Annotated in this window: 21 protein-coding genes; 4 read left to right on the forward strand and 17 right to left on the reverse strand. The window is 73.2% G+C overall.

The window, feature by feature from the left end; all coding sequences use genetic code 11:
- A partial coding sequence (locus CCN51_RS29885) for a putative T7SS-secreted protein (protein ID WP_245881705.1) occupies positions 1–2,124 on the reverse strand: 2,124 nt, incomplete at its 3' end.
- Between the two features lie 149 nt (positions 2,125–2,273).
- A complete protein-coding gene (locus CCN51_RS29890; protein ID WP_014181845.1) occupies positions 2,274–3,824 on the reverse strand; it encodes a Rieske 2Fe-2S domain-containing protein in 1,551 nt (516 codons plus the stop codon).
- A 378-nt stretch (positions 3,825–4,202) separates the two neighbouring features.
- Between CCN51_RS29890 and CCN51_RS29895 the strand changes: the two genes are divergently transcribed.
- Together CCN51_RS29895 and CCN51_RS29900 are read left to right on the forward strand one after the other, a co-directional pair.
- Complete coding sequence (locus tag CCN51_RS29895) at positions 4,203–5,519, forward strand: sensor histidine kinase (protein WP_014181846.1); 1,317 nt, start codon at positions 4,203–4,205, stop codon at positions 5,517–5,519.
- 5 nt (positions 5,520–5,524) lie between these two features.
- Positions 5,525–6,190 (forward strand): response regulator, encoded by a 666-nt coding sequence (locus tag CCN51_RS29900; RefSeq protein ID WP_043492589.1) that lies wholly within the window; start codon positions 5,525–5,527, stop codon positions 6,188–6,190.
- A gap of 103 nt (positions 6,191–6,293) precedes the next feature.
- Here the strand turns inward: CCN51_RS29900 and CCN51_RS29905 are convergent, their stop codons facing one another.
- The 4 genes from CCN51_RS29905 to CCN51_RS29920 all read right to left on the reverse strand — a co-directional run bounded on the left by CCN51_RS29905 (position 6,294) and on the right by CCN51_RS29920 (position 9,759).
- A complete protein-coding gene (locus CCN51_RS29905; protein ID WP_014181848.1) occupies positions 6,294–7,181 on the reverse strand; it encodes a DUF2797 domain-containing protein in 888 nt (295 codons plus the stop codon).
- Positions 7,182–7,226: 45 nt separating this feature from the next.
- Positions 7,227–7,505 carry a DUF6332 family protein gene (locus CCN51_RS29910; RefSeq protein WP_238545537.1) on the reverse strand — a complete coding sequence of 93 codons (279 nt, stop codon included), beginning with the start codon at positions 7,503–7,505 and terminating at the stop codon, positions 7,227–7,229.
- 191 nt (positions 7,506–7,696) lie between these two features.
- Positions 7,697–8,434: a maleylpyruvate isomerase family mycothiol-dependent enzyme gene (locus CCN51_RS29915; RefSeq protein WP_014181850.1), complete on the reverse strand. Its 738-nt coding sequence runs from the start codon at positions 8,432–8,434 to the stop codon at positions 7,697–7,699.
- 56 nt (positions 8,435–8,490) lie between these two features.
- Positions 8,491–9,759: an MFS transporter gene (locus CCN51_RS29920; RefSeq protein ID WP_014181851.1), complete on the reverse strand. Its 1,269-nt coding sequence runs from the start codon at positions 9,757–9,759 to the stop codon at positions 8,491–8,493.
- 17 nt (positions 9,760–9,776) lie between these two features.
- Between CCN51_RS29920 and CCN51_RS29925 the strand changes: the two genes are divergently transcribed.
- Positions 9,777–11,003, forward strand: a complete 1,227-nt coding sequence (locus CCN51_RS29925; protein ID WP_014181852.1) for an ROK family protein — start codon at positions 9,777–9,779, stop codon at positions 11,001–11,003.
- Between the two features lie 90 nt (positions 11,004–11,093).
- Here the strand turns inward: CCN51_RS29925 and CCN51_RS29930 are convergent, their stop codons facing one another.
- From CCN51_RS29930 to CCN51_RS29960, 7 genes are all read right to left on the reverse strand, one after another.
- On the reverse strand, positions 11,094–12,050 hold the full coding sequence (locus CCN51_RS29930; protein ID WP_014181853.1) for a phosphotriesterase family protein: 957 nt from the start codon (positions 12,048–12,050) through the stop codon (positions 11,094–11,096).
- A gap of 26 nt (positions 12,051–12,076) precedes the next feature.
- Entirely contained in the window at positions 12,077–12,679 is a 603-nt protein-coding gene (locus tag CCN51_RS29935) for a DUF4865 family protein (protein ID WP_014181854.1), read from the reverse strand.
- A gap of 82 nt (positions 12,680–12,761) precedes the next feature.
- Positions 12,762–13,355: a TetR/AcrR family transcriptional regulator gene (locus CCN51_RS29940; RefSeq protein WP_078610780.1), complete on the reverse strand. Its 594-nt coding sequence runs from the start codon at positions 13,353–13,355 to the stop codon at positions 12,762–12,764.
- A gap of 63 nt (positions 13,356–13,418) precedes the next feature.
- Positions 13,419–13,964: an ATP-binding protein gene (locus CCN51_RS29945; protein WP_078610781.1), complete on the reverse strand. Its 546-nt coding sequence runs from the start codon at positions 13,962–13,964 to the stop codon at positions 13,419–13,421.
- 217 nt (positions 13,965–14,181) lie between these two features.
- Positions 14,182–14,544 carry a hypothetical protein gene (locus CCN51_RS29950; RefSeq protein ID WP_014181857.1) on the reverse strand — a complete coding sequence of 121 codons (363 nt, stop codon included), beginning with the start codon at positions 14,542–14,544 and terminating at the stop codon, positions 14,182–14,184.
- A 481-nt stretch (positions 14,545–15,025) separates the two neighbouring features.
- Positions 15,026–15,511 (reverse strand): SRPBCC family protein, encoded by a 486-nt coding sequence (locus CCN51_RS29955; protein ID WP_055414357.1) that lies wholly within the window; start codon positions 15,509–15,511, stop codon positions 15,026–15,028.
- Between the two features lie 208 nt (positions 15,512–15,719).
- The gene (locus CCN51_RS29960) at positions 15,720–16,556 is read right to left on the reverse strand and encodes a DeoR/GlpR family DNA-binding transcription regulator (protein WP_014181859.1); all 837 of its coding nucleotides are present in this window, start codon (positions 16,554–16,556) and stop codon (positions 15,720–15,722) included.
- Positions 16,557–16,759: 203 nt separating this feature from the next.
- On the opposite strand from CCN51_RS29960, the gene CCN51_RS29965 reads away from it, so the two are divergent.
- A complete protein-coding gene (locus tag CCN51_RS29965; RefSeq protein WP_106436777.1) occupies positions 16,760–19,123 on the forward strand; it encodes an alpha/beta hydrolase family protein in 2,364 nt (787 codons plus the stop codon).
- Here the strand turns inward: CCN51_RS29965 and CCN51_RS29970 are convergent.
- The 4 genes from CCN51_RS29970 to CCN51_RS29985 form a co-directional block, all read right to left on the reverse strand.
- Positions 19,093–21,531, reverse strand: coding sequence for a right-handed parallel beta-helix repeat-containing protein (locus tag CCN51_RS29970; protein WP_014181861.1), 2,439 nt, complete (start codon positions 21,529–21,531; stop codon positions 19,093–19,095). The genes CCN51_RS29965 and CCN51_RS29970 overlap by 31 nt on opposite strands.
- Positions 21,532–21,704: 173 nt before the next feature.
- Complete coding sequence (locus tag CCN51_RS29975; protein ID WP_014181862.1) at positions 21,705–22,307, reverse strand: Rv1733c family protein; 603 nt, start codon at positions 22,305–22,307, stop codon at positions 21,705–21,707.
- Between the two features lie 79 nt (positions 22,308–22,386).
- A complete protein-coding gene (locus CCN51_RS29980) occupies positions 22,387–24,135 on the reverse strand; it encodes a sensor histidine kinase (protein WP_014181863.1) in 1,749 nt (582 codons plus the stop codon).
- Positions 24,136–24,243: 108 nt separating this feature from the next.
- Positions 24,244–25,140 (reverse strand): universal stress protein, encoded by an 897-nt coding sequence (locus CCN51_RS29985; RefSeq protein ID WP_014181864.1) that lies wholly within the window; start codon positions 25,138–25,140, stop codon positions 24,244–24,246.
- Between the last annotated feature and the right edge of the window lie 87 nt (positions 25,141–25,227).

Here is a 25,227-nt window from a genome sequence, read left to right on the forward strand (position 1 = left end):
GCGGGTGGTGTGGCCCAGCGGGTCGGTCTGGGCGATGACCTGGCAGGCGTCGTTGATGACATAGCGGCTGGTGTTGCCGTCGGGTGTGGTGACAGTGGTGACCCGGTGGCCGGTGGCGGGGTCGGCGTCGTGGTAGCCGATACGGACCGATATATGGCCCGCCTCGCCGCCTTCCGCGATACACCGGTCGCGGTTGTCGTAGACGTAGTCGTAGCGACGGTCGTTGGTGTCCGTCCAGGAGATGACCCGGCGCTCGTCGTCGTACGCGAACCGCAGCGGCAGACCGGAGGAGTTGATGACCTCGGTCAGATTGCCGTCGGTGTAGCCGTAGCGGACGATCTCCAGGTCCGAGCCGTCGGACGCGGCATCCGCCAGGTGGAGGGCGGTGACACGGCCACCGGCGGCGGTCAGCTTCAGGTGATGGCCGGCGCTGTGGCGGATATCTGTGGGCGCCCCCTCACCGTCGTAGTCGAAGGTGATGAAGTGGCCGCTTCCGTCCATGACCTGCGCCAGCCGCGCTACCCCGTCGCCCCCGCCCTCCGGGCCGGTGAAGTGGCAGACGCGGCCAGTGGGGGAGTCGGTGAGGGTGTAATCGCCGTGCGCATCCCGCTCCAGCGGCCACCGCGGACCCGCCGCGGGAAGGGTGGGCAGGCTGGGAGCCGGGTGCGGGTAGGACAACAGCAGCCCGTCCTCGCTGACGAACACCACGCCCTCGGCGTCGATCTCCAGCCGCTGGTCGGCCGTGCTCGACCACGAGGGACCGAACCAGCCCCCGGCCGCGTAGCCGGACTCCACCCGGCGGCGGAAGATCAGCGGCAGCTCGCCGGGCAGGGCGATATCCGTCTGGGGCAGGAACATCTTCCCGGTCGCCAGGTCCACCGGGTCCGTGCCATTGCACGTCTTCCCGGCGTCCTTGCGCGCGAACGGATGCGACCCCTCCTTGCGCAACGCCGCACGCGCCGCGTCCTCCCCACCACGGGCGTACCGGGCCGCGGTCATGCCCTCCCGGGCTGCGCCCATACCCGCCCGCGCCACGCCAAGCCCCTTGGTCCCGACCAGCTCGGGCACCAGACGGCCCAGCCCCTCCGACGGGTCCTTGGCGAAGGCGTCGAGCATGTTCTTGCCCGCCCCCACCGGGTCATTGGCCATCGTCACCAGCCCGGCCGCCGTGCTGTTCAGGTTCGTCACGTACTCGGCGGGGTGGGTGATGTTGTACGGGTCCAGCGGATTGAGCCCACGGGCGAAATTGACCAGTCCCGCCGTCCCCTTCACCACACCCCCGGCGAAGTGGTCCAGATCCAGTGCCATGCCCTGCAGGCCACTTGCCGCCTGCTCCGCATACGACGGCTTGGGCGGAGCGGCATCCCGCGCCTGCGCCACCGCCTTGACCGCCGTCTCCTCCGCGATGTTGCGCTGCCGCCGCGCCTCGTCCAGCTTCTCCTGCGCCGCCTTCGCCTTGGCGGGCCCAGGGTCGGCGAAATCCCCTGGCTTCTTCGGCTTGGCCCCCGGGTCCTTCCCGTCCTTCACAGCGGCTTTGTATGTGTCCACGGCCGCGTTGTACGTTTCGACCTTCCCGCTGTAGGCCGACCGCGCCTCCTCGGATGCCTTCTTGGCGGCCTTGTACGCGTCAATGGCCTCCTGTGCCTGGCCCTGCGCCCACTCCACGGTGCCTGCGAAGCCTTCCAGCGCCACCGCGGCCTTCTCGCAGGCGTCGGCGGCCTTGAACCATTTCTTCGGTTCGATGGACACCTTGTCCCGGAAGGCGTCCGCGCTCTTGCCCTTCAGGTGGGAGGCGTCCAGCCCCTTGAGGCCGTTGCCCACCTGGTCGAATGCCTTCTGGAAGTCCCGCAGATGCGTGGCCGTGGACCGGAGTTTGCCGGCGCTGCCGAAGATCAGCTTCTTCGGGTCCTCGGTCTCGTCCAGCTGCATCTCGGCGACATCGGCGCCCAGAGCGTTCGCCGCCGAACGGGACTTGTCACGGACCCAGTCCGCCCCGCCCTCCCAGCCGACCTTGTCCAAACCCTCCGCGGACTTGTTCCCCAGCCACTCCACGCCGTCGCCGACGGCCTCAGTGCCCGACTCGACCGCGTCGTCCAACCAGTCGGGGGTCAGATCCCACCCCATCAGCCCTTGTCTCCCTGCCCCGGGGCGTGACCTGCCCAGTCTTGCGTTTTGCGACCAATATGCACCGTACAACAGGGTGCCCTGCCGCTAACGACGTGGAATGGGCTGGTACGGTTCCCGCGATCACGCCCCGATCACAAGCCGGGCCCTCAGCTGCCGGCCGGTGCTGTCCGCTCGGCCCGGATGTCGTGGCCGTCGGCGGTCAGACAGCGGCCGGTGGACAGGTCGTAACGCCAGCCGTGCAGGGTGCAGGTGAGCTCGTCGCCTTCGATCTGTCCGAACCGGCCGAGGTCGGCGCGCAGATGCGGGCAGCGCCGCTGGACGCGCCAGTCGCCCAGCTCGACGTGTTGGCCGTCGTCGTGCCCGGAGTCGTAGTAGTTCTCCACGTACTCAATGCGCTCGCTGGACAGACACTTGAAGAACACGTACAGGAATTCGTTGTACGGCCCGATCCGGCTGGCCCTGAAGCGCAGGGACAGCAGCAGACTGTTTGACCAGTCGACCTCGCGCCGGGCGATGTTAGTGGCCACCAGGTCGCCCGTGGTGGACAGCGTGTAGCGGCAGCGCTCACCGTCCCAGCGGCGGACCTGGCGGGCCGGGAAGTCGATCACGATCGGGGTGTCGTCCACATCCAGCCGGACCGGGCCGCCGACCCCGTCGCAGATCCGGTCAGCGCGCGCCAACAGCGGTTCCCACCACTGCTTGAGCTCGGCCAGCAGACGTTCGGGCGGCAGTACCGGGGCTCGCGAGGCGCGCTCGGCGGCGAGCGCGGGCTGCTGTCTGCGGGCGAAGTCACGCAGGTAGGCGTCCTTTTGCTCGAAGATGTGGTCGATCTCTTTGGCGGTGTAGCGGTGGGTGAGCTTGCACGCGGTGTGCAGCGGTTCGGCGACGGTGCCCGGCAGCAGCAGGTGTGCCGAGGTGTCCGGCCGCGCCTCGGCGAGCTCCGCAAGGAACTCCCGCTGGTCGACGAAGATGCTCTCCCCGTCACGGCCGGTGCCGTTGAACTGGAACAGGTCCTCGTCCAGGAAGCAGGGCGGGCCGGCGTTGGGGAACACATGCTTGGCCTCGACGGCGTCGATATAGCGCAGGGCCCGCTCGGACTGCCCCTCGCGCTTACGGGCGGCGAACTCCCGCTTCGCGGTGTCCGGCAGTTGATAGACCATCGGCCACCAAATCGCCCCGGAGAACTGCAGGAAGTGCGCGTCGACCTCGCCGAACGCCCGGATCGAGGGGATGTCCAGCGGGTGTGCGTCGTTCTGGTTGAGCAGCACCGTCTCCCCGTCGTCCAGCGACAGCGCGGAGTCGCCGATGGGGCCGTCGCCGGGGCCGGTCAGGGCGGTGATCATGATGCGCAGGCCATCGCGCTCGACCGGGACACCGCTTTCGGTGCGCAGGAATTCGCTGAATCCGAGCGCACGCAGCTCGAACTCCAACTCGTCGGTGGCGAAGGCGGGGAGCAACACGGTGAGGTCCTTGCGCACATTGCGGCGCAGGTTCTCCGCGTCGAAGTGGTCGCGGTGCAGATGCGATACGTACAGGTAGTCCGCGGCCCGCCCGTAGTGGTCCCAGTCCAGGTCGGTGTTGTCGGGGAACGGGAACCACGAGCCGAAGAAGGCCGGGTTGACCCAGGGGTCGCAGAGCACCGTTCCGGCGGCGGTTTCGATGAACAGTCCAGCATGCCCAAGTCCGGTTACACGCATAGCGCAGCACCTCAGCCCGGCTCCGTAGGTCACCCGCCCCAACCGTCACGGAAGGGGCCGGTACATCACGTTTTTCACTGTGTGGGGATTTCGGGGCGTGTGCACCCGCAGCGCGCGTGTCCCAGGACGCCGGGACACGCGGATGGCCAGGCCAGGGGCGGTGGCCCGGATTTGGTTTCCCCTGGTCGAGCGTCGCCCGGTTGCCGTAGCCCGGCGTGTCGCGCGGCGTCGATCGGTGGCCGGCTGATCGGTGGCCGGACCTCCGGGCCCGGTGTCCCCGGCCGTCGCGCACCCACGCCACGTACTCCACCGGGAGTACGCCCGGCCACCGCCCCGGGGCGACGCCGTCGCGGCCCTGGCCGGTCTAGCGTTGCGGGTATGCGTGAATTCTCCCGGGGATGGCACCCCAGGTCCGGCCGGGCAGCCGCCCGGCCCTGGGGTCCTCCGTGGTGGGGCGCGGGCCCCACCGCCAGTCTGCCGTGGCGCTCGTCGCTGGTCGTCGCGTTCCTCCAGCTGGTCGGAACGCAGTTTGCCGCGGAGAACCAGCCCGAGCGGGCCGACCTCGGCCTCGTCGGCCGGGCGCTGCTGGTGGCCGGGCCCGCGCTGCTTTTGATGCGCCACCGACACCCCCGGCTCGCCGTCCTCGGCACCTCGGCCGTCACCGTGCTCTACCTCGGCGCCGGATACCCCTACGGCCCCGTCTTCCTCAGCGTCGTCGTCGCCTGCTTCGCCGCTGTCGCCGCCGGTCGGCGGGTGGCTGCCTGGAGCGCGCTCGGGGCGCTGTGGACCGCCCATCTGCTCATCTCGCACTGGCTCTATCGATGGCTGCCGCCCGAGGGCGACGGCCCCGCCGCCTGGGGGACGGAGGCGGTCGTCGCGGCCTGGGCGGTGGCGGTCGTCGCCGCCTCCGAACTCGTCCGCGTACGGCGGGAGCAGTGGGCCCGCGAGCGGGCCGAGCGGGAGGCGGCGGAGCGGAGACGGGCCGACGAGGAGCGGCTGCGCATCGCCCGCGAGCTGCACGACGTCCTCGCCCACAGCATCTCGGTCATCAACGTCCAGGCGGGCGTCGGCCTCGCCCTCCTCGACCAGGACCCCGAGCAGGCCCGCACCGCCCTGACCACCATCAAGGCGGCCAGCAAGGAGGCGCTGGGCGAGGTCCGCCAGGTCCTGGACACGCTCAGGGCGCCCGGGGCCGCGCCCCGCTCGCCCGCCCCCGGTCTGGACCGGCTGGACGAGCTGACCGAACAGGCTCGTGGTATGGGCCTCGCGGTGAGCGTCGAGGCGGACGGAGTACGGACCGCTCTGCCGCCCGGCACCGACCTCGCCGCCTTCCGTATCGTCCAGGAGGCCCTGACCAACATCGTCCGCCACTCCGGCTCCCGCACCGCCCGGGTTCTGCTGCGCTACGCCCCGGCCGAGCTGGAGCTGCGGATCGACGACGACGGTCCGGCGACCGCCGTCGGCCCGACGAGTGGCGTCGGCGGCGGTGGCAACGGCCTGGTCGGCATGCGTGAGCGGGCCGCCGCGCTCGGCGGCACGGTGGTGGCCGGGCCGCGCCCGGACGGCGGCTTCCGGGTCCGGGCCCGCCTTCCGCTCACCGCCGCTACGGTGTCCCCGACACCGCGGCACGAGACGCCGTCGGGAAAACCGTCGGAGAAGCCGTCGGGCGGAGCGACCACCATGGAGGCCCCTTGAGCTCCCTGATCCGTGTAGTGCTCGCCGACGACCAGGTGCTGGTCCGCGCCGGGTTCCGCGCCCTGCTGGACGCCCAGCCCGACATCGAGGTGGTCGGCGAGGCCGCCGACGGCGAGCGGGCGGTGGCGCAGGTCTGTGAGGTGCGCCCGGACGTGGTCCTGATGGACATCCGCATGCCGCAGCTCGACGGCCTCGCCGCCACCCGCCGGATCACCGAGGACCCCGCGCTCGCCGAGGTGAAGGTGGTCATGCTGACCACCTTCGAGCTCGACGAGTACGTCTTCGAGGCGATCCGCTCGGGCGCCTCCGGCTTTCTGGTCAAGGACACCGAGCCCGAGGAGCTGCTGCGCGCCGTACGGGCGGTCGTCGCGGGCGACGCGCTGCTCTCGCCCGGCGTCACGCGCCGGCTCATCGCCGAGTTCGCCGCCCGGTCGAAGGAGCCGGCGCCCGCCGCCGTGCTCGCGGAGCTGACCGAGCGCGAGCGGGAGGTGATGGCGCTGGTGGGCATCGGGCTGTCGAACGAGGAGATCGCCCGGCGGCTGGTTGTCAGCCCGCTCACGGCCAAGACCCATGTCAGCCGCACGATGATCAAGCTGGGCGCACGCGACCGCGCCCAACTCGTCGTCCTCGCCTACGAGTCGGGCCTGGTACGCCCGGGCTGGCTCGGCTGATTGATTTCCGGCTCGGTTTTCCCCCAGCTACGGCTGGCGGGGGCACCTCCCAGCGGTGGCTGGGGGCGCCCCCGGGCCACCGGGCCCGCCCCACGCCGCCTGGTCAGAACAGCCCCTCCGGCTTCGCCGCCTCCCGCACCGGCGCGGCCACCTCCGCCGTGGTGGCGGCGTCCGCGGGGGCCGCGGCCAGCGGCCAGCCCGCCAGCTGCCGGGTGTCGAGCAGCAGGGCGCGGTCCGCCGAGTCGGTCAGGTGGACATCCGGCCCGGCCACGGCCTCCACCTGGCCCGCCACCGTACGGCCGGGGGCGAGCCGGATGACGCCGTGCACCGGCCGCACGCGGTCCAGGTGGAAGACGGCGTCATGGTGGACGGGCGCACACGGACAGAGGGCGAGGGATTCCGGGAGCCCGCCCAGGGCGCACGCCCGCGCGTGCAGCGCGGCGAGCGCTGCCGCGCGCTCCCGCTGGGGCGGCGGGGCCTCGCGGGCGGCGCGCTTGGCGGCGTACGGGAAGCGGTCCGGCACCCCGAGCGCGGCGCCCAGCACGGCCTCCGCCCGGCGGGCGGCCATCAGCGGGCCGCGTCCGAGCAAGGTGTAGGAGAGGGCGGCCTGTTCGAGCAGCCGGGCTCCCTCGCGTTCGGTAGCGGTGATCCCGACCTTGATCAGATCTGGCCCGAACCAGGCGAGATAGACGTCGTACGGGCGCGGGTCGTCGGTGCGGGTGTCGGCGGCCACCGAGTACGAGCGGTCCAGCCGGGCGCACTCCGGGCACTGGGCGGAGACGGCGGACGCGGACACCTCGGCGCCCGCCGGGCACGGCGTGTGCCGGGCGCCCCTGCGCACGCCGACGCACCAGCGGCCCGGCCCGGTGGTGAAGCCCAGCGGGCGGCCGGGCGACAGGGGGGAGGTGCGGTCGCCGTGGGCGGGGTGGTGCCAGGCCAGCGCGGGGCCCGACCGCCCCCAGCGCAGCCCCGCGCACCGCCAATGCGTCATACCAGGACCTCTTGCCTCAGGACCTCTTGCCTACGGGCCTCTTGTCTACCGGGGGAGAACGTCAGCGGTGCCGCTTGTGCGGCAGCCACCACAGGACCTGGAGGACCGGGCGGCGAACCCGACCGTGGCCGTGATGGCGGCGCCCTTCAGCCAGGTCTTCTCCGCCGCTCGGCCCAAGTCGCCGAAGAGGGCCGGGCTCGCGCAGACAAAGAACAGCAGGGCCGCCAGCAGGGCGCCGGTGACGACCGCGAACATGATCTCCACGGTGACGGCGTCACGGTCGGCCTGGGTGCGCGGACCGCTCATGGCGTTCATGCCTCTCATCCCTTCAGCTTAGGGTCTTGCCGATGGTCAAGACGTCTGCGGCGTACGTCCGGTGCCGGCGCGGCGAAGATACGGCGAACAACGGCGAACAACGGCGAACAACGGCGAACAACGGCGAACAACGGCGAAGAACGGCGGTGGGAGAGGAGACGGGGCGTACACCGGAAAGCCCGGCGTACGCCCCGCCCGCCTCAGAAGCCCGAGCGCTCCCGCCACAGTTCGGCCAGCGATGTGTCGCCCGTGGCCCGCAGCCGCGCCATCGGCAGGCGGTTCCACAGCGTCAGATACAGCTCCTCCGCCGAACCGGACAGCTCGCAGTCGGCGTCTCCTGCGTCGCCGGCCTCGGCGCGCGGAGGGGCGTCGGACAGCCGCACCGTCCAGACGACCTCGGCGTCCGTGGCCCGCAGCCGCAGGGTGCGCGGTGTCTCCGTCCGCACCTTGCTCCGCTCGGTGGCGTGGAACCCGGTCAGCAGCTCGCCGAGGCCGTCGGCCGCGAAGGCCGGGGCGACGGGGGAGAGGTCCTTGCCGAGCGCCGACTCCGCGTCGACCCGGTGGATCGCCGTCTCGTGCGCCTGCCGCCGCGCCCAGAACGCGAGCGGTGAGTGGGAGGTGGGCAGGATGGTGAAGTACCGCCCCTCCGGGTCGGCCTCGTTCAGCGCCTTGACCAGCGCGCCGTGGCCGTCGCGGAACCAGGGCGTCAGATCTGTGTCCTCGGGCTCCTGGCCGGGCTGGGGCCGCACCATTTCGGTCAGCCCCTCGGTGAGGATACGGGTCACCCAGCGGTGCACCATCCCGACGTGTGCCAGCAGGTCCCGTACCCGCCAATCGGGGCACGTGGGTACCTGCGCGTCCGGCCCGGCCTGCTGCGCGGCGTCGGCCAGCAGCCGACCCTCCCGGTCCAGAGCATCGATCAACTCGGCAATGTCCATGGCGAAATTCTGCCAGTTTTGATCGAACATCCCGTGCCCGGGCAGTGGAGACGGGCTCACGCCGACTTGTCGGCGGGCTGACCTGCCCCGCGCGCGCCGTACGCCACGGCCGCCGCCACCGCCGCCAGCAGGGCGACCGTGGTCAGGGCGGTCGGCAGGGAGAACCCGCCGGCAAGGAAGCCGATGGCCGGCGGGCCGACCAGCATCCCGCCGTAGCCGAAGGTGGAGGCCGCGGCGACCCCGCTCGGCCCGGTCAGGGCGCCCGCCCGGGCGATGGCGACGGGGAAGAGGTTGGCGAGGCCGAGACCGGTGACGGCGAAGCCGAGGAGCGCGAGCCAGACGGTGGGGGCGAGCGAGCCGAGCAGCATGCCGGCCGCGGCCGTGGTGCCGCCCGCGACCAGTGTGCGGGTCTGGCCGAGCCGTTCGAGGAGCGCGGTGCCGCTCAGCCTGCCGACGGCCATCATCAGGGCGAAGACCGAGTAGCCCGCTGCGGCGACACCCGGGGACGCGTCCAGGTCCTGGTCCAGATGGAGCGCGGCCCAGTCGGCCATCGCCCCCTCGCCGTACGCCGTGCACAGCGCGATCAGCCCGAAGACGGCGACGAGCCGACGCGCCGCGCTCCGGGAATCGGCTCCAGGCGCCCGCCCGTCCGGTGCCGCGCCTTCCACGCCTTCCGCGCCTTCCTCAAGCGGCGCCGGTACGGGTACGGGGACCGGGAGGCGGATCAGGGCCCGGCCCGCGACCGCCGCGAGCAGCAGCCCGGACGCGGCGAGGAGCGACAGATGGGCGGTGGGGCTGAGCTGCCCCGCTATCAGTCCGCCCAGGGCCGCCCCGGCCATCCCGCCCAGACTGAACGCGGCGTGGAAGCTGGGCATGACGGGGCGGCGCAGCGCGGCGATGAGATCGACGGCCGCGCTGTTCATGGCGACGTTGAGCCCGCCGAACCCGGCCCCGAAGACCAGCAGGACCAGCCCGAGGGCGAGCGCGGAGCCGGTCAGCGGCGGCAGCGCGACGCTGAGCGAGAACAGGACGGCCAAGGCCACCGTCGTGGGGTGGCTGCCGAAGCGGCGGCAGAGCCGGCCGGTGACCATCATGGTGGCGACCGCGCCCGCGGACACGCCCAGCAGGGCGAGCCCGAGGGCGCCTTCCGACGCGCCCGTCCGGTCCTTGATCGCGGGAATCCGGACCACCCAACCGGCGAATACGAATCCGTCGAGGGCGAAGAACGCGGTGATGGCGGTGCGCAGTTGAGCGAGCGATCGGTCGGCCGTGGCGGGGCGCCGCCTCCCCGGAATGACCGTCCATGTTTTGTTTCGTGTCGGCACAAAGTGAGAATAGGGGCGTGACCCAGACACGGACAAGGCTCGAGCGGGGCCGAAGCGCTCTCGGCCCGGCGCTGGAGCTCGTACACACCGGCCGGGCGCCCACGCGGGCGGTGCTCACGACCGAACTCGGCGTGACCAGAGCGACCGCGGGCGCCGTCGCCGCCGAACTCGAAGCGCTCGGCCTGATCAAGGTCGACTCCCGCCCGCTGGGGGCCGCCGGGGCGCAGGGCCGCCCCTCGCACCGCCTCTCGATCGCTCCCCACGGCCCGGTGGCCCTCGCCGCCCAGGTGCACGCCGACGGCTTCCGCGCGGCTCTGGTCGGGCTCGGCGGCCGGATCGTGGCCACCGACCCCGGCTGTATGACCGTGCCCGCCGATCCGGCGCATGTCATCGACGCGGTCGTCGAGGCCGGGGCCCGGCTGCTGCGCGAGAGCGGCCGCCGCTGCGTGGGCGCCGGGCTCGCGGTCCCGTCCGCGGTGGCCGAACCGGAGGGCACCGCGCTCAACCCGCTGCATATCGCCTGGCCCGCGGGCGCGCCCGTACGCGAGCTGTTCACCCGGAGCCTCGCCGCGGCGGGCGTCCGCGGCCCGTCCGGGGCGCCCCTGGCCGGTCTCGCCGGCAACGACGTCAACCTCGCGGCCCTGGCCGAGCACCGCCATGGCGCGGGCGGCGGCGCCCAGCACCTGCTCTGCGTCGCCACCGGCCACCGCGGCGTCGGCGGGGCGCTGGTCCTCGACGGGCGGCTGCACACCGGCAGCGCGGGCCTGGCCCTCGAGGTCGGCCATCTGACCGTCAACCCGGAGGGACCGCCCTGCCACTGCGGCAGCCGCGGCTGTCTGGACATCGAGGCCGACCCGCTGGCCTTCCTCGTCGCCGCCGGACGCGACCCGGGCCCCGAGGTGTCGCTCCTCCAGCAGGCGCGCGACCTGCTCCGCGAGGAGTACGCCGACCCGTCAGTGCGGGCCGCCGCTGACCTCCTCATCGACCGGCTCGGCCTCGGCCTTGCCGGGCTCGTCAACATCCTCAACCCCGACCGCATCATCCTCGGCGGGCTGCACCGCGAGCTCCTGGAGGCCGACCCCGAGCGGCTGCGGACGGTCGTGGCCGAGCGCAGCCTGTGGGGGCGCAGCGGGGGCGTACCCGTCCTGCCGTGCACCCTGGACCACAACAGTCTTGTCGGCGCGGCGGAGTTGGCGTGGCAGGCGGTGCTCGACGACCCGCTGGAGGCGCTTGGCGTGGCGTGACCCGGGGCGGTGCGATACGGCCGCCCCCCCCGGGCCCGCCCCAGCCCAAGTGCCGGGTCCGTACAGTCAGCCCGTACGTCAGCCCGTACGTCAGTCCGCGCGCCAGACCGTGGCCAGGGCGCGGGCCGGGTTGGCGGTGAGGATCCGGTGCACCACGTCGGCGCCCACGGCGAGTTCAAGCCGTGGGCGCAGCCGGCGGAGCAGATACGGCATGCCCGGGCCGCCGTTCACCGACCGGGCCGCGGCCGTGGTCGTATCGCCGCCCAGCAGCAGCTGGTCGGCGTACCCGGCGTCCACGAGCGCGGCCAGCGCGTCGGGCAGCCGCCAGTCCATGGCGTGGTTGGCGCGGGAGGGCCCGTCGAAGGCGAGGAACGCCCCGGCCCGGGCGGCCTGTTGGTGCACGACCGAGTCGGGCGAGCGGTTGAGGTGGCCGAGGATCACGTGCTGCGGCGCCACTCCGTGCTCGTCGCACAGTAGGTCCAGGACGTCCAGGGCGGCCGTCCCCAGCTCCAGGTGGACGGCGATGGGCGCGCCGGTGCGGTGGTGGGCGTGGGCGGCCGCGGCCATCGTGCGGCGGGCGTGGGCGTCGAGGCCGTGGAAGCCGCCCGCGACCTTGATCAGCCCGGCGCGCGGCCCCGTGCCGCCGATGCCGCGCGTCAGCTCGTCGACGAAGAGCTCGGCGAGCCCGTCGAGCACCGCTTCGACGGCGCCCGGCGCGTAGTGGTGGGCCTGGTGCAGCCCCGTCGCGGCCACGAGATGGACGCCGGTGGCCCGGGAGAGCCCGACCAGCTCGCCGGCCGTCCGCCCGAGGCCGTAGGGCGTCCACTGCACCACCGTGCGCCCGCCGAGCCCGTGGAAGGCCCGCAGCTCCGCGTCCGCCGCGGCCACGTCGGCCAGCTCCTGCCCGGGCAGCAGCGCGCTGCGGAAGAACAGGTGGTCGTGCGCGTCGCAGACGCCCAGCGCATCGCCGGGGACATCGCCGAGCACGGTCCGGACGGCAGCCCGTACGGCAGTCTGCGCGACGGTCTGCCCCGTGGTCTCTCCCATGGCCTGTCGGGCCTGTCCGGCCGCGCTCACCACTGGCGCCCGCGGGGGAGCCGGGCCAGGTCGGGCGCGGAGAGGTGGAGCACCTGGTAGCGGTCGCCGGGGGCGCCGGGCGGGGCGGTGTCTTCCCAGAGGGTGAAGTGCAGCAGCTCCCAGCCGCGCGGGTCGATGCCGAGGGCCGTCGAGTGCACCCCGTCCGTACGGGCCAGCCGCCGCAGCTCCTCCAGCGCGTCCTCGACCGCGCCCGCCGGACCGCTGCCCGAAGGGTCGGCGTCCGCCGGGACGGCCACGGCGTGGCGGGTGGCGGTGCGCGGTACGGAGGCCAGGGCCGGGCCGTGCTCGAAGGCGAGCCCCTGCCAGTTCTCGACCGTGGGGCGGCCGAAGTCCCGGACGATGCCCTGGAATCCGGGTCCCCACAGAAAGCGGTTCATGGCTTCTGGCTCGGCCCATAGGTAGAACGGCGCATATTGGTTGACCGGGGAGCCGTCGACCCCGCGCTCGCGGATGCCGTACGCCTTTAGCCCGAGCCCCGAAAAGCCGTCCAGGGCTGGGCCCTTCGACTCCACTCGGCGCCGGATGATCTTCATGTCGTAGTCGGCGGGCAGGGTGATCCGGTACTGCATGGCGTGCAAGGAGAACTCCTGTCGGGTCAGACCGGGGAAGCGCGTGGCGCCTTGATGAGCCGGCGCCGTGCGAGGCGGAACGGCGAGGGCGTTACGGAGCGGGCCGGCGAGGTGCGCGGGTGGCGAGCAGATCCAGCAGGCCCTGTACGGCGGCGTCGAAGGGCGCCGTCGACCCCGCGGCGCGGGCCACCACATAGCCGCCCTGAATGGTCGCCACGACCGAGGCGGCGGTCCGCTCGGGGTCAAGACCCGCGTCGAACTCCCCGCGCTCCACGCCCTCGGAGACGATCTGGGCCAGCCTGGCGCGCAGCCAGTCGAGCGTTTCCGTCACCGGCTCGCGCAGCGCGGGGTCGGCGATGATGTCCGGATCCATCGTCAGCCGGCCGATCGGGCAGCCGCGCAGCACCTCACGCTCCCGCAGCAGATAGGCGCGGATGCGGTCGTACGCGGTCCCGGGGGCGGAGAAGCACGCCTCGGCCGTGGCGCGCATCTGCTCCGCGGTGCGGCGGATGGCGGCGAGCGCGAGGTCGGGCTTGCCGCTGAAGTGGTGGTACATGCTGCCCTGGCCCGCGCCGGCGCGCTGCTGGATGGCCTTGGGGCTGGTGCCCACGTAGCCGCGCTCCCACAGCAGGTCCTGGGTGCTCTCGATCAACCGGTCCGCAGTGCTCATGGAGCCACTGTACATACTAGTAAGTACAGATGGGGTGTGGCGCCGGGTCCGACACGGCGTCGGACCCGGGGTGCGGGGTCAGTGGTGCACGGCGGACCGGGCGGCCGGCGCCCGCTCCCGGACCACCCCGGCCGGCGGCGCGGGACGGGTGAGGTCGGCGCGGTCGGGCGGGGCGGTGCGGCCCGCGCCATGGGTCGCGAAGGGGGACTTGGCGGGGGCGGCGGCCTGCGGTACGGCCAGGGTGAACCACACGACCTTCCCGCTGCCGTCGTCCCGGGCGTGCATGCCCCAGCTCTGGCTGACCGCCGCGACCAGGGCGAGCCCGCGGCCATGGGTGGCCAGCAGATCGCATTCGCGGACGCGCGGCAGTCGCGGATCCTGATCGCGGACCGAGACCGTCAGGCGGTCCATCATGAGGACGATCTCCACCGTGCACTGCTTGTCGGGCTCGGCGTGCCGGTGGACGTTGGTGAGCAGTTCGGTGACGGCGAGCGCGGCGGGATCGATGAGCGGATCCAGATGCCAGTAACGCAACTGCGCGGACACGATTCTGCGGACCTGTCCGATCCGCGACGGCAGGGCCTGCAGCTCCACCGTGCAATGCCTGCTTGGACGACTGATCACGGCTGCGACTCCCTGAAGAAGTTGGGGCATAGCCTGATGCAGATGCGGGCGTCGAACACGTTCAGCAGTGGTGGCTGCTGGGCGCGACCGGGAAGGGGCCGGTTCTCAGCGTCACCGCCCGTTGACCCTCAGTGATAACTGATGTGCGTCCAGGGTCAACCCCGCTGCCCGCATGCGCAACTCAGGGGGCACCTCCCGGTAGTGGCCGGGGGAGGTGTCAGCCCTTGGGTGAATGGCCTCGCGCGCTGCGGATCGCGTCGAGGAGGCGATTGGCGGCGCCTGGCGCGGCGGCCTTCGCCGCGGCGTCCCGCTGGCCCAGAGTGAGGCGATAGCGGGTGCCGTTGACCGTTGCGAGGGCCTGGTCGCCGTCCGTGAACCACGGCTTGCTCGCATGGACCGACTGCACGGGGGCGCTGTCGATTTCCCGGCCGTAACTGGTCAGCAACTGCAGCCTGCCGTCCTTGATCAGGACCTGTCCGGCATGCGTGACCGAGCGCAGAAACCGCTCGATCCGCACCCCGCGGGCGTTGAACTCGGTATCGGCCACGGTGACCGCCTCCCCGCTCTGTCTCGCCGGCATGCGCGCCGCTCTCCCATGTCTTCCATATTTTCCCTGCTGCGCAGTGTGCCCGGGACAGGCACGGGATGCCAGGGCGCACTGGTGCCCACTTATGATCCGAAAAGGTCCAAGTTCACCACTGGATCGCCACAAGAGGCAAGGGGCGGCGCGTGGAGAGCGCGGTGAGCGCCGCCGATGAGACCGTCGGCACCGCGCCCTGGAGTGGGCCATGCGACGCCCTGGAGTGCGCCATGGGGTGCGAGGCGGGCGGCTCCACGGGCATCAGGTCGTGGGGCGCGTTGAAGGCCGTCGCGGAGCGGGGCGCCGGGGGGTCACTGGGGGCGCACGGGGAGCGCGGTCGCGCTCCTGTGCGACCCTGGCGACTGGTGTCCCGAAAAGTGCTCCTCGCGCTGTCTCGACAAGCGCGACCCGGTACGACTCAGGGCGACCCGGTGCGACTCAGGAAGACTCCGCCGACCTGCGCCCGTGCTCAGTCGGCGGCTCAGTCGGCGGCTCGGTCGGCCAGTCGGCGGTCCAGTGCGCGCACCGCGTCGCGGAAGGCGCGCCGCAGGCCCGGCCGCAGCAGCCGCAGGGCGCCCCGCAGCGGTGCCACCCCGTCCACCGCGAAGGTGTACCGCACCACGGAGCCGGTGCCGGAGGGGGACGGCATCAGCCGCCACTCCTCCAGCAGGGCGCGCAGTCCCGGCGCATTCGTCCGGTCCACGCGGTAGGCGTAGCACTCCGCGGGGTCCGCCGCCATGACCGTCTCGACGAAGCGGGTGCCGCCCTTCAGCCGGATCTCGCGGCCCTTGCCGTCGTCGGCGGAGCGGGCGGCGGCGACCTGGCGGTACCAGCGCGGCCAGTTCTCGACATCGGCCAGCGCCTGGAACACCGCCTCGGGCGGGGCGGTGGTCTCGGCGACGAAGACCAGCCGCAGCGGGGCCGTGCGGACGTAGTCGAGTCCCACGGGGCGCAGACGATGCCTCATGCCGCCCACGGTAACTGACTGCTCGTCAGATGTCTGCGGCCCCAGTCGGCTCTCCTCTCCCCGCTCAGTCTCGGGGCGCTTCTACGCGCGGGCTTCCTTCGTCGCTGCTCGCTCCTTCGTCGCTGCGCGGCTCCTCAGTCCAGCCCGCACAGCGCCCCGAGACACGCTCGCCTCTCCCCGCTCAGTCTCGGGGTGCCCCGAAACACGCTCACATGGCGGCCTCGCCCGCCACCACCAGCTCCCCCGGCAGATGCTCCAGGATCTCCGCCCGTGCATCCCCGGGCAGCCCCGGGTCCGTCACCAGCGCGTCCACCTCGTCCAGCGATGCGAAGGAACTCAGGCCCACCGTGCCCCACTTGGTGTGGTCGGCGACCACCACCACCCGCCGCGCCGAGCGGACGAAGTGCCGGTTGGTCTCCGCCTCCGCCAGGTTCGGGGTGGACAGGCCGGCCTCCACCGATATCCCGTGCACCCCCAGGAACAGCACATCGAAGTGGAGCGAGCGGACCGCGGCGTCCGCGACCGGACCCACCAGCGTGTCCGAGGGGGTGCGCACCCCGCCCGTGAGCACCACTGTCGCCGCCCCGGGGCGCGGCCCCGCCCCGCCGCCCGCGGCCGACCGCTGCGCGTTGTAGAACACGTCCGCCACCCGCACCGAGTTTGTCACCACGGTCAGGTCCGGCACATCCAGCAACTGCTGTGCCAGCGCGAACGCCGTGGTCCCGCCGGCCAGCGCGATGGCGGTGCCGGGCGCGGCCATCGCAGCGGCGGCCTTCGCGATGTCCTCCTTGGCGCTCAGCTCAAGACCCGACTTGGCCTCGAACCCCGGCTCGTACGTGCTCGCCTCGGCGACCGGCACCGCGCCGCCGTGCACCTTCTCCACCATGCCCAGCCGGGCCAGGGCGTCCAGATCGCGACGGACCGTCATATCCGACACGTTCAACTTGCGGGTCAGCTCGTTGACCCGCACCCCGCCGCGCCGTCTCACCTCGTCGAGGATCAGGGCACGCCGCTGCTCGGCGAGGAGATTCTGGTTGTCGCTCACCGCGGCCCGTCCCTTCTCGTCTCCCGTCGGCTTTTCACCGCTCGCGGGCACATCTTCGCATGCCGTGGGGACACACGATCGTCTCCGAACCCCGGGATTACGATTTCGCCACGCCCGGCGCTGCCGCGTCGGGCGCCCGCGCCGAGGGCACGATCCTGGACGGAACGACCACACCGGGATCGGGGGGCACGGTGGCACAGGCGATGCGTACGAGTGCGGAAACGGCGGCCGAAGCGGGCGGAGGGCCCCCGCCCGACCTGGAGTTACTGGTCCACGGCGTCGGCGGGACCACCCCGCAGGAAATGCTCACCGACCCGCGGACCGTGCTGGTCACCGGCGACGAGACCGCGGGGATCTACCGGCGCATCGAGGACGCCGACGCCGAGGACCGCCCGCAGGACTACCGCGAATCGCCGGTCCGTGAGGCCTACTGCTGGTCCAACCTCACCTCCGGCAACGGGGCCCGCGCGCTGTGGCTGCTCCTGCTGCCCTTCATGGTCGCCAACCTCGCCCACTGGATGCGGCCCGCCGCCGACCGGCGCGAGCGCACCGTGCGCGGCTACGGCCTCCTGGTGCGGCTGATCGCGCTGAGCCTGACCGTCCTGCTGCTCGCCGGGGCCTGCGAGGTGGCGCTCGACCTGGTGGCCTGGCAGTGCGCCGGCTCCCATTCCTGCGGCGGCCACAGGTCCTGGCTCGGCTTCATGTCGCCCCGGGACCACGGCTGGTGGAGCCAGCCCGGCCGCCGCCTCGCCCTGGCCTCGCTCGTGCCCACCGCGCTCGGCGGGCTGCTGTGGTACCTGTCCAACCGCACCTGGAGCGCGTACGAGTCACAGCCCCCGCTGCGCCGGCCGGTGGACGAGTCCGACCCCGCCTCGGGCAACCGCGCCGCGCTGTGCCTGCCCGGCTTCTGGTACGGCCGCAGGATCGTCGCCCGGCTGCGCGCCGCGCACACCGCCGCGTGTTTCCTGACCGTCGCGGCGGGCCTCACCGTGGCCACCGCCGCCCATGACCGCGAGCCGGGCGGCAGCGCCTTCCTCGACGCCATCGGATGGCTGCTGCTCGCCCTGCTCGGCACGGGCGGCGTGCTCGTGGTGTACGTGGTCTGCCGCCGGGGCCGCAGCGAGACCAAACTCGACGACGAGCTGGACCGGGTCACCACCACCGCCCTGCCCGGCGCCGCCCTCGGCCTGCTTGCCCTGGCCATGCTGTACGCCGGCTGGTCCCGGCCCGGCTGGACCTCCCAGGGGCGGCTGCCCGGGGACTCGACCTTCGGCGTCCTCGCACTCATCCAGGGCACCCTGGTCGTCGCCCTGGCCGGCTGCGCCCTGGCGCTGCACCGCGCGGCGCCCGCCGGGCGCACCCCGCTGCGCGGCCTGGCCGGTCCGGCCGTGGCGATGCTGGCCTGCGGGCTCGGCGCGGTGCTCTGCGGCGGCGTCGCCCAGCGCGTCGCCGACTGGCTGGACGGCGACGCCACGCCCGGCATGGACAGCGGCGCCCCGATGGACGGGCCGCCGGTCCTGCTGTCCTGGCAGGCCGCGGTCATCCCGACCGTGCTGCTCGTGGTGGTGCTGGTGGCCCTGTTCTTCGCCGTCCGGGTGTGGCGGGTGCGGCGCCGGCTGGTCCGTACCGTGCCCGACGGCTACCCGGGGGAGCGGCCCGACAGCGTGCGCACGCGCAAGATCGCGGGGGTGGTCGCCCGCGCCGGGCTCACCGACTCCGCCCCGGGCATCGTCGGCCCCGTCGCCCTGGCCACCCTGCTCCTCGGCGCGGCCGCGGTCGTCGGGGCCTGGGCCAGCCACCAGGTGCCGGGACGGGCCGCCGACGGCGCGCCCCCGGTGATCGAGGCCGCCGCCCAGACCGCGCAGGCGCTCGGCTCCTGGCTGATGGGCCTGGCGTTCCTGCTGCTCGTCACCTGGGCCCGGCGCGCCTACCGCAGCCCCTCAGCCCGCCGCACCATCGGCATCCTGTGGGACGTGGGCACCTTCTGGCCGCGCGCCGCCCACCCCTTCGCGCCCCCCTGCTACGCCGAGCGGGCCGTGCCCGACCTGACCTGGCGGATGGAGACCTGGACCCGGCGCCACGGCGGCCGGCTGGTGATCTCCGGCCACTCCCAGGGCAGCGTGCTGGCCGCCGCCGCGGTCTGGCAGGTCGACCGGCGCACCCGCGGCCGGGTCGCGCTGCTGACCTACGGCTCACCCCTGGAGCGGCTGTACGGGCGCTGGTTCCCCGCCTACTTCGGCACGGCCGAGCTGTGCTCCCTGCACGACGAGGTGCGCTGCTGGCGCAACCTGTGGCGGTACACCGACCCCATAGGCGGCCCCATCCGGCTGCCGGACGGCACCGGGCCCGAGGTGGACCACGACGGGCTCAAGGACCCGCTCGCCTACGGCCGTACCCCCGACCACCCGCTGCCCGCCCCGATCCTCGGCCACGCGGACTACCAGGCCGACCCCACCTTCGACCGGGAGCGGGCCGGCCTGCTGGCCCGCCTCCCGGAACAGCACCCGGCGTCTCACAAGAGCTCCGGCCCGCCGTCTCACAAGAGCTCGGGCAGGTCCTCCGGGTAGAGCAGCGTGAGGTCGTCCGTGCTCGGGTCGGTCAGCTGCGCCACCCGGCCCGCGTGCCGCTCGACCATGGCCTCGAAGGTCTGGCGGGCGGTGCGGCCGTTGCCGAACGCCGGGCCCTTGGGGATCGCCGTGAAGTACTTCAGCAGCGACTCGGCCGCGCCCTCGCCGATCCGGTACTCGTGCTCCTCCGCCTGCTGTTCCACGATCCGCAGCAGCTCCTCCGGGGCGTAGTCCCCGAAGGTGATGGTGCGCGAGAAGCGGGACGCCACGCCCGGGTTGACGGACAGAAAGCGCTGCATCTCCTCGGTGTAGCCGGCCACGATGACCACCACCGCTTCCCGGTGGTCCTCCATCAGCTTCACCAGCGTGTCGATCGCCTCACGGCCGAAGTCCCGGCCGGAGTCCTCCGGCGACAGCGCGTACGCCTCATCGATGAACAGCACACCGCCGCGCGCCCGGTCGAACGCCTCCTGGGTGCGGATCGCCGTCGAGCCGATGTGCTCGCCGACCAGGTCCACCCGGGAGACCTCCACCAGATGGCCGCGCTCCAGCACCCCGAGCGAGGCCAGGATCTCCCCGTACAGCCGGGCCACCGTCGTCTTGCCGGTGCCGGGGGAGCCGGTGAAGACCAGATGGCGGCGCACCGACGCGGCCTTGAGCCCCGCCTCCTGGCGGCGCCGGCCCACCTCGATCATGTCGGTGAGGGCGCGCACCTCGCGCTTGACGCTCTCCAGGCCCACCAGCGCGTCCAGTTCGCCCAGTACGGTCGTGGACGGACGCACCTCCACCGCGGGGGCTGCGGGCGCGGCCGGGGCGGCGGCGCTCTCGGCCGTGCGCTGCGCCGGAATGCTCCCCAGCAGCCCGCCCGTCGATGTGGCGGTCTCCACCGCGGGAGTCCCGGCCGCCGGGGCGGCCGACCGCGCGGCGGGCGTGGCCGCGCTCTCGTCGCTCGTGCAGTCCTCCACGACCGGACCGGCCTCGGAGAACTCGTAACCGCCGCGCGAGCACCGTTCCGTACGGCACCGGGTCAAGGTGGACCGGCAGCCGTCGATGATGTGGAAGCCGTAGCCGCTGCTGCCCGTCACCCGGCAGTTGTGGAACGTGCCGCGGCCCTCGGCCGACACATAGAAACCGGCCTCGGTGGGGGAGGTGACCGTGGTGCGCTCGACCCTGGGGTCGGCGCCCTTGGTGACGATCACGCCGGTCGAGGCCCCGTCGATGGTGCAGCCCGCCAGCGTGCCGCCGCTGCCGTGGTCACGGAACCAGGCGCCCGTCGCCGCCTCGCGGATCCGGCAGTCGTCCAGCTGCGCGGTCGCCCCGTCGCTCACCGACACCGCCGTGTTGCGCACCTGCGACAGATCGCTGTCGACGACGTCCACGCGCGAGCCCCGGTCGAGTACGAACAGCGCGTCCGGTACGTCGTGCACCCGGCACGAGTCCAGGACCGCCGTCGCCCCGTCGCTCACCCACACCGCGGGATAGTCGCCCGTACTCTCGTGCAGCTCGCACTGGTTGGCGTCCACGCGCGTGCCCGGGTCCCATACCGACAGGCCGTTGCGCCCGAACCGGCGCACCTTCGAGCGGGTCAGGGTCAGCACCGACCGGGACCGCAGGTCGATCGCGTTCTCCGGGACGTCGTGGATATCGCAGTCCGCGAGGGTCAGTACCGCGTCCGTGTCCAGGTTGATGCCGTCGCCGGTCGTACGGTGCACCCGGCAGTCGGTCAAAGACCCCGTGGCCCGCCCCGAGACCTGCACACCGGCGCCTCTGACCTCGTACACCTCACAGCCCACCGCCTCCAGCGCACTGCCCTCGCCGGTCAGCGACAGCCCCGCGCCCGAGGCGTGGTGCACCCGGCAGCGCTCGAGCCGCGGATGCCCGCCGCCGCGCACATCGACGCCCGACTGGCCCGCCGCCACCACCTCACAGTCCTCGAACACCCCACCGGCCCCGTCGAGCACGCTGACCCCCACGCCCGCCGGATTGTCCACGGTGCAGCGCCGCACGGTGGGCCGGGCGCTGCCGCGCACCTCGATTCCCACCGCCGAACGCGTCGCCACCCGCACATCCGAGACTTCCGGGGTGCCCTCCTCGACGAGCAGCGCGGGCGAGGCCGAATCCTGGCCCTCGATATGCAGATCCTGGATCACCGCGGACGCGCGTATGGTCAGGGCGACGCCGTCGGCCGGGGCGATCCGTACCGAGCCGCGCCCGGAACCCTCGGGGCCGCGCAGGGTGACGGCCCGGCCCACCACCAGATTCTCGCGGTAGGTGCCGGGGGAGATGGAGAGCACATCACCGTCCCCCGCGGCCTCCAGGGCCGCCGAGAGGGAGGCGTACTCTCCTGTGCGCCGCCGCCACCGCGACGTTCCGCTGTGCGTCACCTGGACGACCGAGCCCTGTGCCATGGTGCTGTTGTGCCCCCACCTCGTGCGTATGCCGGCTGCGTGCGACTGTGCCACTGTGCTGTGAAGGCCCCACCGTAGCGTGCGTGGCGGGCGGTGTATTGACGCGGCCGTGGCCGGAACGCTTCGCTCCGGTCCCGCGCCTCAGCGCGGGGCGACGCGGTGGCCCCCGGCCGTCAACTGCCTGCACCCGCCCGGCCCCAGTCCTGGCCGGCCCGCTCCCACTCGATGTCCCACTGGGCGTAGCGCCTGCGCATCAGCCGCCATACGACCAGCCGCCGGGTGCCCTCGAACAGCCCCGCCGAGGCCGCTCCCGCGCCCAACCCGGCCAGCACGGCATGGGTGACGGCGGTCGCCTCGTCCAGCGGGCGGCCCGTCGGCCGGCCCTGTCCGTCGGTCCAGATCCGGAACTGCTCGCCCGCGTCGGCGCCCGGGTGGGTGCCGAGCGCCCCGGAGTGCCTGCTGCCGTCCGGGCCGGTCCACTTGGCGAACACCCGGCGGTGCGCATCACGCGCCGAGGCGGTCTCCGGGTCGGAGTCGATACGGGGGTGCGGCAGGACCTTCACCACGGTCGCCGTGACCAACTGACGATGCGACCGCTGCTCGCGCACGGCCTCCTGGAGCGCCCCATTCGTGAGGGAGCCCGCCATCCAGCCGACCGCGGGGGCCACGAGGACGATGAGCAGTACGGCGAGCAGCGCCGCCCACGCCTCGGCGAGGTCCGTCCCACGGCGCAGCGGGTTGCGCCGCCAGCGCCACAGTCCGCGGATCGTCCGCATGCTCACGCACCCCCTTCCCCATTCGTGGATACCGCATACCGGGCCGGAAATACGTGGATTCGTCGAAGAGAGAGCAATATCACGAGGTCGGGCCTTCCGTCGCGTAAGGTCGGCCGGATGCCAGGGGCACCCGCCACACCAGCCGCGTACCCCCCGCCTCGGGCACCTCGATGTGCAGCGTGCCGTCGTGGAGTTGGGCCCTGGAGCGCATGTTGATCAGGCCGCCGCTGGGCGCGCTGCCGCCCATGCCCACCCCGTCGTCCGTGACGGTCAAGGTGACCTCCGCCCCGACGCTCAGCCGTACGTCCACCCGCCGTGCGTGCGCATGCCTGGCGGTGTTGCTCAGCGCCTCGGCGAGCACCGCCAGCACCTGATCGGCCACCTCGTCCGGCACATCCGTGTCCACCGGGCCGTCCACCACCAGCGACGGGGTGAAGCCGAGCACATCGGACGCCGACCGGACGGCCTTGACCAGACGCCAGCGCAGACCGGTGGCCTCGGCGTCGCCGTCCCCGACCACCCGCAGCGCGAAGATCGTGGAGCGGATGATCTTGATGGTCTCGTCCAGGTCGTCCACTGCCCGCCCCACCCGCTCCGCCGCCTCCGGGTGCTTGATCAGCCGGCCCGCGCTCTGCAGCGTCAGACCCGTCGCGAACAGCCGCTGGATCGCCAGGTCGTGCAGATCGCGCGCGATCCGGTCGCGGTCGTGGCGCAGCGCCAGCCGCTCCGACTCGGCGCGGTGCCGGGCCAGTTCCAGCGCCAGCGCCGCCTGCGCCGCGAACCCGGAGAGCAGCGCCACCTCGTGGTCGTCGAACGGCGGCCGCCCGGCGAGCCGGCACAGCCGCAGCGCCCCCGAACTCCGCTCGCCCGCGACCAGCGGCACGGCCACCAGCGGGCCGAACTCCCCCTCCCGGGCCGGGATCGGCCAGGCCCGCGGATCGTTCCGTATGTCGCCACTGACCGCGGGCCGGCCGGTACGCGCGGCAAGGCCGGCCAGCGACCCGTCCGACGGCACCACCTGCCCGCCCAGCCGCTCCGCGTCATGGCCCTCGGCCACCTCCACCAGCAGGCTGTCCGTCCCCTCGGCCGGCAGCAGCACCGCCGCCGAATCGGCCAGGGACACCTGCAGAGCGAGGCGGGCGATCAGGCTCAGCGCCTCGCCCGACGGGGTGCCGGCCAGCAGCGTCCGGGTGATCACCCCCGACGCCTCCAGCCACTGCTCGCGGCGCCTGCTCTCGTGATACAGCCGGGCGTTGTCGATGGCCACGCCCGCCGCCACCGACAAGGTGGTCAGCACCGCCTCGTCCTCGGAGTCGAAGCCCGCGCCGCCGCGCTTCTCGGTCAGATACAGAATCCCGAAGACCTCGTCGCGGACCCGGATCGGAACCCCCAGGAACGACCGCATGGGCGGATGGTGATCCGGAAAGCCCTGGCTGGACGGGTGCGCGGCCAGATCCGTCAGCCGCAGCGGCTGCGGACGGCGGATCAGCTCGCCGAGCAGCCCATGGCCGCCGGGCAGCGGCCCTATACGCCGCGCCAGCTCCTCGGATATGCCCACCGGCAGAAACTGCGACAGCCGGTGCTGGTCGACCACGCCCAGCGCGCCGTACTCCGCGTCGGCCAGCACCACCGCGGCCTCCACGATCCGCCGCAGCACCTGCTCCAGATCCAGCTCCCGGCCGACACTGAGCACCGCCTCGAGCAGGTTGTGCGTACGGCCCTGCGTGGCGCGCGCCGCGTCGAGCCGCGCCTGCAACTCGTGGAGGAGCTGGTCCAGACTCAGTTGGGGCAGTGCCGGATGGCGCCCCTGATCCGCAGTGCCCGACACCTGGCCTCCGTCGTGCCCGTCAGCCGCTTGACGGCAGCCTAGCCGCGCTGAAGCCCTTCAGGGGCGGGAGTGCCCAAGTCGCCCGAGTGCTCAAGCCGCTCACCGCGCTCAGCTCTGCGGGACCACCGCCACCGGGCACTGCGCATGGTGCAGTACCGCGTGATTGACCAGGCCCAGCTGCATGCCGAAGTGGCCGTGCCGCCGCCGCGCCCCCACCACCAGCAGGTCGGAGTGCGCCGAGGCGTCCAGCAGGGCCTTGCGGGGCGATGCCTCGACCACGCGGTGCGCCACCGGTACGGGCGGCAGCGCCGCCGCCGAGGCGCCGCCAAGCGCCTCGTCGAGCAGTTCGCCGGCGCGTCGGGCCTGGTCCTCGGGGCTCCCGTGCTCCCCGGCCGCCTCGGCGGCCGCGTAACGCCAGGCGTGCACCGCCTCCAGCTCGCAGCCGCGCAGCCGCGCCTCGAGCAGCGCGAAGGCGTTCGCGGCCGCGCCCGCGCCGTATTCGGGCCCGCTGGGGCGCTCGCGCTCGGCGATGCCCACCGTCACCCGGTTCAGCCGGCCCTGCACATTCTCCGGGCGGCCGCGGACCACCACCACCGGACAGTGCGCGCGGGCCGCGATCCCCAGCCCCACCGAGCCCAGCAGCAGGGACGCGAACTCCCCGCGCCCCCGCGAACCCACGACCACCGCGTCCGCGCTCTGCCCGGCACGCAGCAGGGCCGTCACCGCGTCGTCGGGCGCCACGTCGGTCATCACCTTGAGCGCCGAGGCGCGCCGCCCCGCCCGCTCGGCGGCCATGGCCAGCACGGCCTCGCTGTGGACCCGCTCGGCCGGGCGGTCCGACGAGGTCGTGGGGATATAGCCCTCGTAGCGCTCCCACAGGGACGCGTGGACGATGCGCAGCGCCAGCCCGCGCCGCGCGGCCATGCAGGCCGCCCAGTCCAGTGCGTCGAAGGCGGCGTCCGAACCGTCCACCCCCACCACGACGGGTAGCTCCACCGCGCCCACCGCCTCTCATGTCCGCACATGGATGTGTTCCTACCCATTGTCCTGCCGGGAGGCGGCCGGGGGAGTAGGGACCGGTCAGCGCGCGTG

The sequence above is a fragment of the Streptomyces milbemycinicus genome (genome assembly GCF_002154605.1).
GTDB lineage: Bacteria > Actinomycetota > Actinomycetes > Streptomycetales > Streptomycetaceae > Streptomyces > Streptomyces milbemycinicus.